The sequence below is a fragment of the Bifidobacterium sp. ESL1130 genome, from assembly GCF_058507935.1.
On record NZ_CP196379.1, the window covers coordinates 1,265,150 to 1,281,008 of the forward strand.

The 15,859-nt window shown below is 49.1% G+C and carries 12 protein-coding genes; 2 read left to right on the forward strand and 10 right to left on the reverse strand.

What is annotated here, in order from left to right; genetic code table 11:
• Positions 1-69 precede the first annotated feature (69 nt).
• From pheT to ACSYSO_RS05000, 3 genes are all read right to left on the reverse strand, one after another.
• Positions 70-2,673 (reverse strand): phenylalanine--tRNA ligase subunit beta, encoded by a 2,604-nt coding sequence (gene pheT / locus ACSYSO_RS04990; protein WP_491701619.1) that lies wholly within the window; start codon positions 2,671-2,673, stop codon positions 70-72.
• Positions 2,674-2,679: 6 nt separating this feature from the next.
• Positions 2,680-3,747 (reverse strand): phenylalanine--tRNA ligase subunit alpha, encoded by a 1,068-nt coding sequence (pheS, locus tag ACSYSO_RS04995; protein WP_491701620.1) that lies wholly within the window; start codon positions 3,745-3,747, stop codon positions 2,680-2,682.
• A gap of 170 nt (positions 3,748-3,917) precedes the next feature.
• Positions 3,918-5,018: a TrmH family RNA methyltransferase gene (locus ACSYSO_RS05000; protein WP_491701621.1), complete on the reverse strand. Its 1,101-nt coding sequence runs from the start codon at positions 5,016-5,018 to the stop codon at positions 3,918-3,920.
• 272 nt (positions 5,019-5,290) lie between these two features.
• Here ACSYSO_RS05000 and ACSYSO_RS05005 point away from each other — a divergent pair, with 272 nt between their 5' ends.
• Positions 5,291-6,718, forward strand: coding sequence for an oligosaccharide flippase family protein (locus ACSYSO_RS05005; RefSeq protein WP_489798118.1), 1,428 nt, complete (start codon positions 5,291-5,293; stop codon positions 6,716-6,718).
• Here the strand turns inward: ACSYSO_RS05005 and rfbA are convergent.
• From rfbA to rfbB, 3 genes are all read right to left on the reverse strand, one after another.
• Positions 6,711-7,592 carry a glucose-1-phosphate thymidylyltransferase RfbA gene (rfbA, locus tag ACSYSO_RS05010; protein ID WP_489798116.1) on the reverse strand — a complete coding sequence of 294 codons (882 nt, stop codon included), beginning with the start codon at positions 7,590-7,592 and terminating at the stop codon, positions 6,711-6,713. The genes ACSYSO_RS05005 and rfbA overlap by 8 nt on opposite strands.
• A gap of 34 nt (positions 7,593-7,626) precedes the next feature.
• Positions 7,627-9,075, reverse strand: coding sequence for a sugar nucleotide-binding protein (locus ACSYSO_RS05015; protein ID WP_491701622.1), 1,449 nt, complete (start codon positions 9,073-9,075; stop codon positions 7,627-7,629).
• Positions 9,076-9,178: 103 nt separating this feature from the next.
• Positions 9,179-10,195 carry a dTDP-glucose 4,6-dehydratase gene (rfbB, locus tag ACSYSO_RS05020; protein WP_491701623.1) on the reverse strand — a complete coding sequence of 339 codons (1,017 nt, stop codon included), beginning with the start codon at positions 10,193-10,195 and terminating at the stop codon, positions 9,179-9,181.
• A gap of 233 nt (positions 10,196-10,428) precedes the next feature.
• Here rfbB and ACSYSO_RS05025 point away from each other — a divergent pair, with 233 nt between their 5' ends.
• Positions 10,429-11,379, forward strand: a complete 951-nt coding sequence (locus tag ACSYSO_RS05025; protein WP_491701624.1) for a glycosyltransferase — start codon at positions 10,429-10,431, stop codon at positions 11,377-11,379.
• A 143-nt stretch (positions 11,380-11,522) separates the two neighbouring features.
• Here ACSYSO_RS05025 and ACSYSO_RS05030 read toward each other — a convergent pair whose 3' ends face one another.
• The 4 genes from ACSYSO_RS05030 to ACSYSO_RS05045 all read right to left on the reverse strand — a co-directional run bounded on the left by ACSYSO_RS05030 (position 11,523) and on the right by ACSYSO_RS05045 (position 15,814).
• Positions 11,523-12,647, reverse strand: coding sequence for an EpsG family protein (locus ACSYSO_RS05030; RefSeq protein ID WP_491701625.1), 1,125 nt, complete (start codon positions 12,645-12,647; stop codon positions 11,523-11,525).
• A 22-nt stretch (positions 12,648-12,669) separates the two neighbouring features.
• Entirely contained in the window at positions 12,670-13,782 is a 1,113-nt protein-coding gene (locus ACSYSO_RS05035; protein WP_491701626.1) for a polysaccharide pyruvyl transferase family protein, read from the reverse strand.
• A 16-nt stretch (positions 13,783-13,798) separates the two neighbouring features.
• Positions 13,799-14,602, reverse strand: a complete 804-nt coding sequence (locus tag ACSYSO_RS05040; RefSeq protein ID WP_491701627.1) for a glycosyltransferase — start codon at positions 14,600-14,602, stop codon at positions 13,799-13,801.
• Between the two features lie 111 nt (positions 14,603-14,713).
• On the reverse strand, positions 14,714-15,814 hold the full coding sequence (locus ACSYSO_RS05045) for a glycosyltransferase family 2 protein (protein ID WP_491701628.1): 1,101 nt from the start codon (positions 15,812-15,814) through the stop codon (positions 14,714-14,716).
• Positions 15,815-15,859 lie beyond the last annotated feature (45 nt).

Here is a 15,859-nt window from a genome sequence, read left to right on the forward strand (position 1 = left end):
CGTCCATGGCGTTCCCTTCGTCAGTTGCAGGACGTTATCGTACGTATCACACTAACCTCATACTCGGGTTCACGCCCTGAGCGTGGCACCCAATGTGGCAGCTTGCTGTGCTATGCGGGCACGTAACGCTTCAGTATCCGCAGAATCAAGCGTTTTGTCCGGTGCGCGGAACGTGACCGCATAGGCCAACGACTTCATATGTTCGCCCAGTTGCTCACCGGCAAACACGTCGAAGAGTTCGATGGATTCCAAGTCGTCGCCTGCGGCCGTCTCAATCGCTTCCTGCAGTTGTGCTTCAGTGACATTGCGGTCAACGGTGAATGCCAAATCCTGCTTGACCGGAGGGAACGTGGAGAGCGGCTTGGCTTGCACCGGTTTACCGTCCAAACGAGCAAACATCGCCGTCAGGTCGAGCTCAAACGCCGCCGAATGCTCAGGGAAGCCAAGAGCCGCGTTCACGTGCGGATGCAGCTCGCCGACCATGCCCACGCACGTCTCATCCATCATGACACGCGCTGCACGACCTGGATGCCACTGTTCCGGTACATCTCCTGCTGCCGGCTGGTCAAGGGACACTTGTGCTCCCAAACGATCCGACACCCTCATCAGGGCCTCTACCGCGTCGCTCCAGTCCACGTCGCGGCTGGACTTGAGCCAACCGGACTCCTCGGCTTTGCCGGTCAGCAACGCCGCCACATGCAATGGCTGTTCCGGCAGACCGGCATCCAGCGCAGCGAGCTGCTCATCGTTGGGCTTCACTCCTCCAGGCAGTGCTGGAATGGCGGGAGCATCGGGATCCCACAGGTAGACGTGTCCAAGTTCATAGAGCGATACGTTGTCCAACCCCCTACGAATGTTGCGCTGCACTGTCTGGGCGAGGGTCGGCAGCACGGAACGGCGTAGATACGGCCTGTCACCTGCCAATGGATTGGCCACTTCGACGCTCACGGGCTCGATCTGTTCTGCGTTATAGCCGAACGCCTTGAAATCAATCGGCCCTACGAACGGATAGCTCAGCGTCTCCACCAAACCGTATTCAGCAAGTTCGTCAGCCACTTGGCGCTGACGTCGTTGATCCGCACTTAATCCCACACTGCCGCTCACAGGAGCTGGAGGCACCGTCACCGGAATCTGATCGTAGCCGACTAGTCTGGCCACTTCCTCCACCAAGTCGCACGGGTCGGTGAGGTCAGGGCGCCACGTGGGCGGCACCACATTCACAGCGCTGGCATCACCATGTGATTCAACCGTACAGCCGATGTCTGTCAGCATGGTGCGAATAGTGCTGTCGTCGGTATCCAACCCGGTCAGCCGCTTGACTTCACTAAGCTTGAACACGACAGGTTCACGAGGCTGCGTACGGTTCACATCGACCGGGGTATCGGAAGGTTCTCCCCCACCGAACTGGGCGAGCAAATCAGCGGACATCTGTGCTGCTGCGGGTTGCAGGTCAAAGTCCACACCACGTTCGAAGCGTCGTGACGCTTCGGAAGGAATCTTGTGCCGCCTAGCGGAACGTGCAATGGTGACTTGGTCGAAGTGCGCCGCTTCCAACAGCACATTCTTCGTCTCGCTGGTCACTTCACCGTACAGACCGCCCATCACACCGGCCAGGCCGAGAATGCGTGAACCGCGCTTCCCTTCCGGAGAATCGGTAATGAGCAGATCTTCGGGATCCAAGTCGTGTTCTTTGCCGTCCAGCGTAGTCAGCTTTTCGCCGGCTTGGGCGCGCCGCACCACAATCGGGCCGCTGATTTTGTCCATGTCGTACGCGTGCATAGGCTGCCCCAAGTCGAGCATGACATAGTTCGTCACATCCACAGCAAGGGAAATCGAACGCATGCCGGCACGAATCAAACGGCGCCGCATCCAGTTGGGCGTGCGAGAGTCCGGGTTGAAGCCGCGCACGGCACGAGCATAATACCGGTCGCAGCCGGGCACACCGTGAATCGGGTTGTTATCCTCGATCGCCACTTCAATGTCGCGCTGCCCCTCACCGGCATCCTGCGGCGCGTTGGCTGCAAGAACCAACGCGGGATCGGTGTACTTGGCACCGGTGGAGTGATGATATTCGCGCGCCACGCCACGGTAAGAGAATGCGTATCCGCGGTCTGGGGTGATGTTGATCTCGAGGAGCGGCTGGTCCAGGTGCAACAGATGCATGGCATCGTCACCGGGCTGCAGTGCGTCATATTCCGCCTCACTGAAGCCGTAGTGACGCAACAGGATAATGCCGTTATGGTCGTCTCCCAAGCCAAGCTCGCGCTCGGAAGCGCACATGCCGTTGGAGATATGACCGTAGGTCTTGCGCGGCTCAATCTTGAAGTCACCGGGAAGCACAGCACCAGGAAGCGTCACGACGACTTTCTCACCTGCGGCCATGTTGGGCGCACCGCACACAATGCCGCGCGGCACCTTGTTGCCGTTCTCGTCAGTCTCATTGAACTCGGGACCCACATCCACCTGGCACCAGTTGATGGTCTTGCCGTTCTTCTGCGGTTCCGGATCGGCGCTCACCACGTAGCCCACTACAATCGGACCGGTGACCTGAGAGGAGTGAATCTCTTCTTCCTCAAGCCCCACACGCACCAGATCGGCGGCCAGCTGCTCATAGGTCAGGCCTTCGGGAACCTCGGTGTGCTCTTGAAGCCAGTCAATATCTACCATTGGCATGAGTACTTACTCCCCCATCACAAACTGTTCGCTGAAGCGCACGTCGCCTTCAACAAGATCATGCATATCGTTGATGTCGTGGCGCAGCAGCAGGGTGCGCTCCATGCCCACACCAAACGCGAAGCCGGTGTATACGTCCGGGTCAAGGCCAGCGGAACGCAGCACGTTCGGGTTCACCATGCCCGAGCCGCCCCACTCGATCCAACCGGGCCCGCCCTTCTTGTCGGGGAACCACAGGTCGATTTCTGCGCTGGGCTCGGTGAAGGGAAAATAGCTGGGACGGATGCGGCTTTTGGCGTCCGGGCCGAACATGGTGACGGCGAGCTTATCGAGCACACCTTTCAAATCTCCCATTGTCAAGCCTTTGTCAACCGCAAGAGCCTCGCACTGGTGGAAGACCGGTGTGTGCGTGGCATCAAGTTCATCCGTGCGGAACACGCGGCCGGGAGAGGCTATGTAAAGCGGAACGCCCTGTGAGATGAGCGCACGCACCTGGTCGGAGGAGGTCTGCGTGCGCAACACCATGTTCGAGCCCACAAACCCGGCTGCATCCTTGGCCTGATTGCCTTTGATATAGAACGTGTCCTGCATTTGGCGGGCAGGATGATCCGGCCCGAAGTTCAAGGCGTCGAAGTCGTACCATTCGCTCTCCACCTCGGGACCGGAGGAGATGGTCCAACCCATGGAGATGAACAAATCTTCGACGTCTTCGAGCAGCTTGGAGAGCGGATGACGCGCACCAAGAGGCTTGCGGCGCACCGGCAAAGTCATGTCAACGGTCTCGGCGGCAAACTTGGCGTTCTCCTCGGCAGCCTTTACCTGAGCCTCTTTAGCGCCGTACGCACGGCCGAAATCTGCGCGCAGCTTACCGAGCACCTGACCAGCGGCCTTCTTCTCGTCGGCAGGAAGCGTGCCGATGGCGCGGTTAGCTTGCGTAATGACGGAATCCGCACCCATATATTGCGCTTTGACGGCCTTGAGCTCCGCCATCGATTGGGCGGACTGAATCTTCTCTATGCCTTCGGCGGCCGCGTCCTTCACCGCTTGCGCGTCGAATACCACACCTTCTGCCACGAGTACCCTTTCTGTAGCGACTTGGGTTACCGACGCCACGACCCACAAACCCGCGGAAATCAAGGCATCACTGTCTGTTCATTCTTCCAATATGACTCGACATGCTGACGCTTGCGGGCACGCTGGAACACGGCACCCAGTACACCGAACCGTGCGCGTGCCGCGCGTTCCTATGCCATAGCCAGCGAATACAACAGCACGGCGCTCGACGTGGCGAGATTGAGTGATTCGGCCTTGCCGTAGAGCGGAATCGAGATGATGCGCTGCACTCGTTCCAGCACATCGACCGGCAGTCCGCGAGCCTCGTTGCCAAACAGCACGGCGTGACGAACGGGTGCGGAAGCAATGCTTGTTGCTTGTATTGCGCCAGTATCGGTATCGTCGCCCGTTGCATTCAACGGTTCTTGCGGCGCTTGTACCGTGTGAGGTTGCGTGATGCCTGCGCGCTCGGCGAGCACATCGACCAGTGATTCCGGCTTGGTTTGCGCCGTGCCGTAGACGTCCGCAGCCATAACGTCGACGCCGCTCTCCACTGCCCAAGCAAAAAACTCGTCCGTGCTCATGGTGAGCACCGGCAGGTGAAACAGCGAGCCGGCTGTGGAACGCACCACCTTGGGGTTGAAGCGATCCACGCAGTCGTCAACGAATACGACCGCACGGCACCCGGCCGCGTCCGCCGCGCGAATCACTGTGCCCGCGTTGCCCGGGTCGCGCACCTGCCAGAACGCCGCGACCGTGTTCTTCAGGTTGGAGGTAGGCAAAGGATTCGCTGCGTCAGCATCAATCGACCGATCAAACTCCTGTGAGCGCGAGCGCCTTTTACCTGAGAAATCGTCGCTGTCTGCCCTGCTGTCTTCCATCGATGTCTCGTGTTGCAATGCATCATCCGCCTGGTTCTGAACGTCAAAAGTATCGACGCTATACCGCATCGCCTCCATGCTGCCGACCGCCACAATACCCTGGCAGTCGGTGCTCATCTTGCGCATCACCTCGGCACTCACCTGATGCACGTACAGCCCTTGGGCTTCAGCCTCAATCACAATCCGCAATACCGTGTCCGAAAGATACCCGTCACCCTGTTCGCCCACTTGTGCGTAACAGTCCAGCACCGCATCAGCACGCCACCGCACCGCCTCCCGCACCGCCTGCGGCCCCTCAATCAAAAACCGACCGGTTTTCTTACGCCCATGCGAGCGCGCCAAATCCGCCACCCGCCGGATGCGCTCTGCCTTAGGGTTGGTAAGTGTTTCGGTTGCATTGTGTACTGCCATGGGTATCACTATACGATGGGACGGAGAGGAGACGGGCGATGATGCATCGTCTCACAGCTAGTTAGCCTGCGCAACGTTCTGCAACCAGCTGTACACCCCTCACCGGCCTCGATCAATGTGCTTATGTACCAGTCGTTTCATATCACGCTGGAAAACAGACATATGCTGGGTTCTAGCGAGAAACGACATGGCATGATAGTAAACTCACATTTGTTGCATCTTACGATGTCTAATTTTGTGTCTTAGATTAGTAGGTAAGGAATCAGGACTATATGAGAATCCGCGAGGTCGCTTCGAATTTTGTTGTTGCGTTTTCGACGCAAGGAATCTCAATGATTCTTAGCTTTATTACATCGCTAGTCGTTCCCAAACTCCTTGGTGTGACCGAATTCGGATATTGGCAATTATTTATGTTTTACACGACCTATTGCGGCATATCACATCTTGGTCTTAATGACGGAGTTTACCTGATTAATGGCGGAAAAACACGTAAAACTCTGGATAAGTCATCAATCAAAAGCCAGTTCACCGTGGCTTTTCTCCTGCAAATGGTATTTGCAATCATTATTCTTGCTGTAGCACTACTAGGCGGTTTTGGGCAGCAACGCGCTTTCGTTATCTTCTTTACCGGCATTTACATGGTTCTCACGAACCTCACCAGTTTCCTCGGTATGGTGTTCCAGGCAATCAACGAAACGAAATTATATTCGGTCTCTACAATCGTTGATCGGGTTATCTTCCTAGTGCCTCTTATTATTTTGCTCGTTCTACGAGTGAATCAGTTCGAACTGTATGTTGTGTTTTATGCGATATCAAAAGTTTTTGCCCTCGCCTTTTGTCTATGGAAGGCGAAAGATATTCTATCAGCACATACGTTACCTTTTAACGAATCTATTCACGCTGCAATACGAAGCATTAAAGTCGGCATTAACCTCATGATTGCGAACTTTGCCAGTCTGCTCATCCTAGGAGTGGCACGTTTCGCTATCGACAGCAAATGGGGTATCGCCGTCTTCGGCAAATTATCGCTTTCGTTGTCTTTGGTAAACTTCTTTATCACCTTTGTAGCCCAAGCCAGCATAGTTCTGTTTCCGGCTTTGCGACAGAGCAAAACAAGCGAATTGCGTCGTATCTATGAACGTATTCGTGATGTAATGGAGCTTGTATTCCCAGTAATATACGTATTGTACTTCCCGATAAGTTGGCTCTTGAAGCTCTGGCTCCCTGAGTACGCAGAAAGCCTTCGATTCTTTATTCTTCTTATTCCGATATGTCTTTTTGATGCGAAAATGGACGTTTCCTGCACCACCTATTTTAAGGTGCTGCGAAAAGAAAAAGTGCTGCTCAAAGTAAATCTTGCAACAGCACTATTGAGCAGTATTGGAGTTGTGCTGTTCACCGTCGTATGGCCTTCTGTATACCTCGTGATTGGAAGTGTTACCGCGGCAATCATCCTACGCAGCTTCGTGTCTGAAATCCTTATCGGCATGGAGCTCGACGTCAAGTTCAGCATAATTTCCGTTGAAGAAATTGCGCTCACCGTTGTGTTCATCGCACTTGCTTTTACTCTTCCCAGTATTCCTGCAGCGCTCAGTTACGTCGCCGTGTACTCCGTCTTCGTGGCTGCCAACCGCAAGGCGGTCAAGGAACTTGCTTCCACCATCGGGCAGAAGCTCGTAAAGAACGAAAGTGCTAAATAAACTTCTCCTCAGCCACGTCCTTCAGATGCTTGCCGTAAGAGCTTTTGCCGTATTTGCATGCTGCCTCAAACAGCTGTTCGCGGCTGATCCAACCATTCTGGTAGGCCGCCTCTTCAACGACGGCAATAGGCTGCCCTTGCACGCGCTGAACAGACCGTACAAATTCGCCAGCCTCATAGAGGGAGTCCATAGTGCCCGTATCGAGCCACGCATATCCTCTGCCTAGCGTGGTGACATTGAGTCGATTCTGGGCAAGGTACAGCTGATTCAGATCAGTGATTTCCAGCTCTCCGCGTGCGCTTGGAGTAATCTGCTGGGCAAGTTTGCAGACATCGGCGTCATAAAAATACAGACCCGTAACAGCGTAGTTGCTTTTCGGCACAGCCGGCTTCTCTTCGATGCTCACCGCCCTATGGTTACCATCGAATTCCACAACGCCATAGCGTTCCGGATCGTCGACGTAATAGCCAAAGACGCTGGCGCCGCCGTTTTCCGCAGTGCGCACCGCTTCCTGCAGCATCTCCTTCAAACCATTGCCGTAGAAGATGTTATCTCCCAAAACCAAGGCACACGCATCACCGTCAATGAATTCCTCACCCAGGATGAACGCCTGCGCCAAGCCGTCCGGAGACGGCTGAACCTTGTATGACAAACTGACTCCGTACTGCGATCCATCACCGAGCAGTTTCTGGAAATTCGGCACGTCGTTGGGGGTCGAGATGATGAGAATGTCCCGAATACCGGCCAGCATGAGCACACTCAGCGGGTAGTAAATCATCGGTTTGTCGTACACCGGCAGAAGCTGCTTCGACGTCACTGTGGTGAGCGGGTACAGCCTCGTGCCCGAACCTCCGGCAAGAATGATGCCCTTCATCGCATATACCAACTTTCCTAGTTCTAATGTACTGCTACTTACTGAGTGCCGCATTCACGTATGCATCAAACGTTTGCTCCCATGATGCCGGCTCGAATCCTGCTCGTTTCACTTTCTCTAGACTCAGCGTGCTATGCAACGGTCTCGGCGACACCGGTGTACTGGCATTTGCGTAGTACTGCTGTGTTGAAACCGGCTGCACTGCGCCACCGTTGCCATTGGTCGCGTCAAAGACCCGCTTGGCGATTTGCGCCCAAGAAGCACTTTCACCGTCTCCGGTAACGTTATAGGCACCGTACTCAGCATTGGTATCCAGCAAATGGAATATTGCTCTGGCCAGCTCGGACGTAAACGTGAGACGCCCTACCTGATCGTCCACCACAGTCACAGCCTGAAGGCTGTCCTCTCCGTCGGCCACACGGTTGGACAGCTGCATCATGGTGTTGATGAAGTTGTGCCCCTCCCCTATGACCCAACTGGTTCTGAGAATATAATGCTTCGGCACATTCGCCACAGCCAGGTCACCTGCAGCCTTTGACTGGCCGTATACTCCAAGCGGAGAGAAGCCTTCTTCTTCGTCATGCTCCTCTACAGCGCCGTCAAAGACATAATCACTCGAGATATGAACCAACGTAATATGATGCTCGGCGGCCACATTGGCTAAGAGAGCCGGCCCTTGCGCATTTGCCTTCCAAGCGGCTGCGCGCCCGTCATCGGTTTCTGCTTTGTCCACTGCTGTGTATGCGCCAGCGTTAATAATGGTGCCGTACATATCCCAGTCGATATCGGCATAGCTTGCCTGGTCTGAAAAATCGAACGTCGAGATATCGGTGAAATCGATATTAGTAATGCTGTGTTCCCGAGCATATTCCTGAACAGCCTTCCCAAGCTGCCCACGAGCTCCGGTCACCATGATGCGCTTAGGTGACATAGGAACAACATTCTCCAGCATCGGATGATGTAAATCAGCTTCACTGCGCTCGCTCTGCTCAAGTGGAATAGGCCATTTGATGTTGAGCTGGGGGTCTGCCAGATTAACGAACGTGTAGGTCTTTTTCTGCTCGAGTGACCAATGTGCATTGACAAGGTAGGTATATGCAGTTTCATCCTGCAACGCCTGGAAGCTGTTGCCAACGCCGCGCGGCACGAAAATTGCCTTTGAGGGATCGAGCCGTGTGGTGTACACCTGCCCGAAGCTCGGCCCTTCTCGCAAGTCCACCCAAGCGCCAAATATCTCGCCGTTAGCTATCGAAATATACTTGTCCCACGGCTCGGCGTGGATTCCTCTCGTCACGCCCTTCTTGGCATTGTAACTGATGTTGTTCTGAACAGGACCAAAGTCCGGAAGGCCCAGGTCGACCATTTTCCTGCGCTGCCAGTTCTCTTTAAACCACCCACGGCTGTCGCCGTGAACAGGCAAAGACAACACCAGCAAACCTGGTATGTTGGTTTTCTCCACGGATAATGGCGCTTCAAACTCCACTGTTCTTGTACCTCTCAACTGGCGAAGTCTCGCTCGACTGACACTTCGCATATTTTACTACGATCAGCAAACGAAATATAATCCGACTGCGGCTTAGCGTGTATCACTGCCCCTGTTGCGTATATTTCGATTCCGTCGCCGCCTTAGCTGGTTCCCACCAATCGCGATGATTGGTGTACCAGTCGATGGTTTGGCGCAATCCGTTTGCAAAATCAGTATGCTCTGGTGTCCATCCCAGTTCAGTGCGCAATTTGGTTGAATCTATGGCGTAGCGTCGATCATGCCCCGGCCTGTCTTTGACCCAGTCAAAATCATTCTCGTCACGCCCCATTGCACGCAGTATGTCGTGGAGAACCGTGAGATTGTCGCGCTCGCCATCGGCACCAATCAGGTAGGTTTCACCAAGCCGGCCTTGGGTGAGAATCGTCCATACTGCCGAGGAATGGTCTTCGGTATGGATCCAATCGCGCACATTACGGCCATCGCCATACAACTTAGGCCGGTTCCCGTCAAGAATGTTGGTAATCTGTCGAGGAATGAACTTCTCAACATGCTGGTAAGGACCGTAGTTGTTGCTGCAGTTCGAGATGGTTATCTTGGTTCCGTATGTGCGGTACCATGCTCGCACGAGCATGTCCGACGCCGCTTTGCTGGAGGAATAGGGGCTAGACGGATGGTATGGGGTCTCCTCGGTGAACCGTGCAGGATCGTCTAATGCCAAGTCCCCATACACTTCATCAGTGCTGACGTGATGATAACGAACATCGTACTTCCGCGCAGCTTCCAGCAGGCGGAACGTACCTTCGATGTTTGTCTTGACGAATGGCTCGGGGTTGGCTATCGAATTGTCGTTGTGCGACTCCGCCGCATAGTGCACGATGGCGTCATGCCCAGGAACGATGCGATCAAGCAGTTCTGCATCGCAAATGTTCCCATGCACGAATTCGACCTGGTCTTTAGGAAGACCGGCAATGTTCTCAACATTGCCGGCATAAGTCAGCGCATCAAGCACAGTAATATGCGTTTCCGGATGGTTCTTTGCCACCCATCGCACAAAATTCGAGCCGATGAAACCGCAGCCACCGGTCACTATGATGTTAGACAAAACAGATTCAGACATATTCTCCTCGCACTATCGAGACTGAACTCTTTAACATACACCATTGTAAAACGATGACCCGATTGAACAGGTACTGAGATATTACAGTTGACATGGTTTTGCACACCTTGTATCTTCTATATCATGTAAGTAACATTTAAGACCCCATGGTATGTAGTGAGGCCTACTTTTACACACATACTTCGCGAGCCTTGAGTAGCATAGTTGCATCCGACTTTAGAAGGGCTAAACACATGACAACTACAGGGGAAAATGTGCCACATGTTCTCGTTATGATGGCAACATATAATGGCGCCAAGTATATTCAAGAACAAATAGGAAGTATTCTTAACCAGCAAGATGTGACAGTTTCTCTCCTCATATCAGATGATAGATCGACCGACGATACTGTTGGCATATGCCAACAGATTGCAGAAAATGATAAGCGTATAGTTGTCCGCAGCAATACCACCAATAAAGGAGTTACAAAAAATTTCTTAGACATGGTCGTGGAATGTGAGCCTGAGAAATATGATTACTTTGCATTTTCTGATCAGGATGATTACTGGCTTCCACAAAAATTATCTATTGCGATCAGTAAACTACAACCAGTTAACAGACAAGCCGCCTTGTATTACTCTGTTATGCAAAATACCGATGAGAATTTGCAGAATGGGAAACCAGAGAATACTTGGTTTTTAAATCTTCCGAATAAGCTGAAGATGTCGTTAGTGAGAAGCTGGGCAGGTGGCTGCACTATGGTTTTCAATAATAAACTGTGCTGTCTAATTCAGAAGCATGGCTCGTCACAATATAACGGCGATAAGCATCATGACGGTTGGATTCACCTTGTTGCTCGGACGTGTGGAATCGTTATCGATGATCACAATAGTTATATACTGCGCCGTATTCACGGTAACAATGTCACCATTGAGAGTCAAGTCCATACGAGTAGTCGGTATTGGAAACTGATTCGTGAGTTTATCAGAAACAACAATCATGCATCTAGTCACATGGCAGTGCAGTTGCTCAACTTGTATGAAAATGATATGGAACCAAATGCGAGGGAGACTGTAAAAAAATTTGTTGATCAAAAAAACAGTCTTTCCAAGAGACTCTCTAGTTTTTTTGACGTACAGTATCAGGCTCCAACTTTACTAAAGACAATATATCTGCGTCTTCAACTCCTCTTTTATCGATTCTGAAAGTTGAGACTACTGAACCTTGATACTATTAGGTATACTGCACACTATGGTCTAGCGCACATATGTAGATATAAGACGAAACCATAGTGCACAAGGATAGGTGGTGCATCTCACTTCTGCCTTTAAGCGAGCAAGCATTTGCGTTAGATGACGATTGAAGTGTACGGTACAACACCATTACCTTTTCCTATAAAAATTGTGATTACTGTCAACACTACTCCATACAAAATTAGCCCCGTGATATATAACTTCCTCGAAAACTCAGTTTCGCAAAGTTTCTGAAGCTCAACTAGGAATCCAAGATACACAATAAAAAAGATTTCTGAAATACGTGTTGCTACCATCACGCCATAAAAGATATTTTGAAAACCGATATATAGTAAAGCACCAGAAACGAAAAACGGATGAATTGAATCATCTAACACCTGCACACTTTTTGCTGATTTGCTACGCAAATATATGTGTATATCAGCATCCTTGATGTTTTTAAGAAGATACCATGCAAAAAGCAAATCAGGAACTACATTTTTAAGAATGGCTGATCGATTTCGATCGATGAAAAACTCTGAAGAAGCATACCCAGACCAGCGTGGGAAGAAGTGTAAGAATTGCGCTATGCTAGGTCGTATATCTATGAAAGAGAGCACGATTGTGAGTATAAATATGCCAGAAATCAACGTAAAAGCATAACGTGATTTGCATAGCCGCGCTACTAGCGGGATTAGTACGGCAAAAACTGCTACGCTATGAAATAGAATGGCTAATATCCACCAAAAAGTGCTCTGTAGATACTTCCTTCGCAAATAGGTATCAAACGCTATTATACAAAATGATGCCGCCATATACTGTCTCATTAGGTTCATCGAAGAAAAGAAAAATCCCAGAATTACAAATAGTAAAACGCAAAGAAGCCAGTATCTAGATTCAAAATTCCTACTAATAAAATAGTACAGTGCGACATAAAGCAACGCACTAGACAAAATAAACAAAAACTGCACAGGTAAATGCAATTTCGCCAAAGAGAGAGAAAAAAACGTATATCCGGCTTCAGTATAAGCTTTCGACGCCCCATATTTACGTATGGCATTAAACTCATTTACATAGTGCGCATAGTCACCACCAATCCCATATCTCGCCCCAGATATGATAGCGAGCAAAGCAAGAGCTACAATAAGAAGACGCTTCCTAAAATGATCGTTCCGCGGGAGTTTAGGACCGCAAATCGTTCCGAGAACCAATAACATAATAAGATAGACGTAAACTTTCATCTAAAATACCTTTCATCAGTCTCTAGAGTTGTTCTTTGAAGTAAGAATCTAACCCTCTAAATTGTTCTTCTGCAAACTCTTTATACGACCTGCTTAGGTTAAATCTCTCTGCATCTTGAACAGCATCTGAAAGTTTTTGCATCCCGCCTCGCGCATCAATAATTTGGTGCGAGGGGAAATTCATATCATTCAATAAATTCCGAGTTTTATTACTATACAGAACAGGAAGTGTTACACAACCAAACTGTATGCCTAACACTACCGAATGAAACCTTGTACCAATAACATATTTTGATTGCGAAATAGAATCAATTATTGCATCGACGTTCGAATCATAGTTCAGCAAAGTAGCAGGCACTGAGTACTCGTGAAGGCGCTCACATATCCTTTTCGCAACTGCATGATCACCTTGATATTGACAAAAGCCCGATATTACTATGTCTGTGCTAGTCTCTGCTAATCGCCTAAGGGTCGATACAATCTGCAACTCATATGCTGATTGATCTTCACGCGTAAAGGAGAAGCCGTCAACTTGCAGTAAGTCCACCACAGAAACGAATACTTTTTGAGACCCGGTTTTACCGATATTCTCATGATTGAGAGTAAAAGCTAAATCTGTGGATTGTCTACATGATTTTATGTTCTCAAATAAACGGAACGATTCATTATCTCTAAAGCAGACGTCTCTGCACCTTGAAAAGTAATAATCGTTTATCCTTTTGTATGTTTTGTCACTACCATACGGGCCAAAATTAGAACCAACAACGAAATTATTCTTGTACGAGATGAGAAGCAACTTCCTATACAAGCTGTACACAAGATCTTTAAAATGTGTTAGCAACGTGTGATTACTCGGCGTATGAATAAAAATTGATCCTCCTAGATTTACAATTGCATTGCACCGGGCAGAATTTTTCAGGATGTCAAAAACTCTCAATAAGCGCCCAGCAAATTTGCTTTTCCTTGCATATTTTGGAGAATTTATCGTCAGATTTGGCACCTGCTTGCACAATCCATCATACTTTTCATCAGAGTATGAATAAAAATGCACATCTGGATAACGCTCACACATAATCTTAAATAGCAAGTCATCTCCGAAATTGCCTCTCAAATAACCAGAAAGGTAAACGTTCATAGCCCTATCCTTACTCTCAGACATGAGATCTCAAAAGACGCATATATATAAATGTACGTAACTTATTAGGAATAAGACATACGATAATCGAAGCAGAAACAGAAACTATAAAGTCCCAAGTACCCATCTGTCTATCGCAAAGCATGCCCCATTTGAGATGCAGCAGCTCTCTCAAAACTTTCAAACCGCCTCTCCGTGCATAATATGCATCATCGACTCTCATATATACAAGTGACTCTTGCAGGTTGTAGCACTTAAACCGATGCGAAATAAACCTATTATACAAGTCCCACTCCTCACCCATCCGAAAAGCACGATAATTTCCTACAGATAAAATTGCATCTTTTCTATATAGCAATGTTGTTTGTCTGCAAGGGCATCGGCGCCGTGCAAAGTCAGCAATTTCATTACTAGTCTCGGGCAATGAAACTTTGCTAATCTTCGAGGTATCAGAGTCAGAAAATTCGGTCACTAGCGTTCCGACTGCCACATAGTCCGGGTGCTTTGCAAAGAAGTCGAACTCCTTTTCTATACGATTTTTACAAGATATATCATCGGAATCTAACCTAGCTATATAATTAGTGTGTGCATGTTCTATTGCCCATGCCGCGGATAAAGACGGCCCTACATTAGGTTCAATCTTATGAATTATAATACTTATCGAGAGCGTGTCCTTTAACTTGCTGCAGAATTGAGAAATCTCATCAGACACAAAACCATCATATACAAAAATAATTTCCGATGGTTTCACGGTCTGACTAAGCATACTCTCTACCGCTTGCTGAAAGCTACTCAACTGCGAACCCTTATATAACGTCATAATCAAAGTATAGTCAGGATACAACTGTAACTCCCCGGATTTCACATAACTGGATTTATCGTACTTTATATCAAGGGCGCTGGAGAATCTAACCACTTGAAACTTATCGTATTACTCATTTTGTATAATCGTTCTCAAACCCCTGATAGTTTTCTCATATTGCTCGGAAGACAGAAAGAGTGAATCCAATTGTCTCAGATGAGCACACATGTATAAATATTTAATAGCACCCTTTGTAAGTTTATCCAAACTTCTACGTACTTCAATCATTGTCAGCATAGTTAGCCGTACTAATTTGCCATGTCGATTAGTTTCTAAAAGAACTTTGCTCATCTTATCAAGCAGCCCCGTATCTGGAATGTCATCAAGATGCTGTAAATCAACTGTCCCTATACTACGCGCTACTTGATATACATACTCTTTTTCTGTACTTGCTAAAATTTTTCGGCACTTCTTACGAACATCTGAACTTATACTTAGATTATCGTACCATCCTAAAAGTTTAGAGTATTCCTGCATCCGTACCTTACTAACTTCAGCTTGATTCCAGTTTTTAGTAATCTGCATCGAATTATCGCGACGCACAGCAAAATACAGTTCGTCTGTAAACAAAACTTTGTTTGACATTAGAACGGCTTTGTGCCGAAAAATCGATTCCATTTCTGGTCTAGTCTCACTGAAAAAGATAGCATGGCGCTGTAAATTTTCAGTTGCATATATCAGCGTAGAGAATTCATATTTAACCTTCCAAGAGAGCATAGAATTTCCCGAATACAAGCCAGAGATATGGTTTACTTCTTTAAACCCTAAAGTTGCCGCACTATTACATCTCAACCTCGCAGGAACAATCGTATCTATACCTTTCCTAAAGCAATCTTGTAAGAATGACTTGAACAGCTCAGAATAAAAATTAGGGACTAGGAAGTCATCATGATCCAAAAAAATCGTGTATTTCCCTTTTATAAATGGGAATCCCTCATTACGGTTTCTACCTAAGCCATAATTCTCATGCGACATCACTGTCACACGATTGTCTCTCTCTGCAATCGCTTCACAAATATCCTTAGTCTTATCTGTCGACCCATCATCAAGAATGAGTACCTGCAAATCTTTGCAAGGCTGCTCCAGTACTGACGAAACACAAGACCTAATGAGCGTTTCTCCGTTAAAAACGGGTATCAACACCGTTAGGACTGGCTGGCTCTCTGTCATTATGCTTTCCTACTTCTCAACTTGTCTCTAGTCTATCTTTTATGC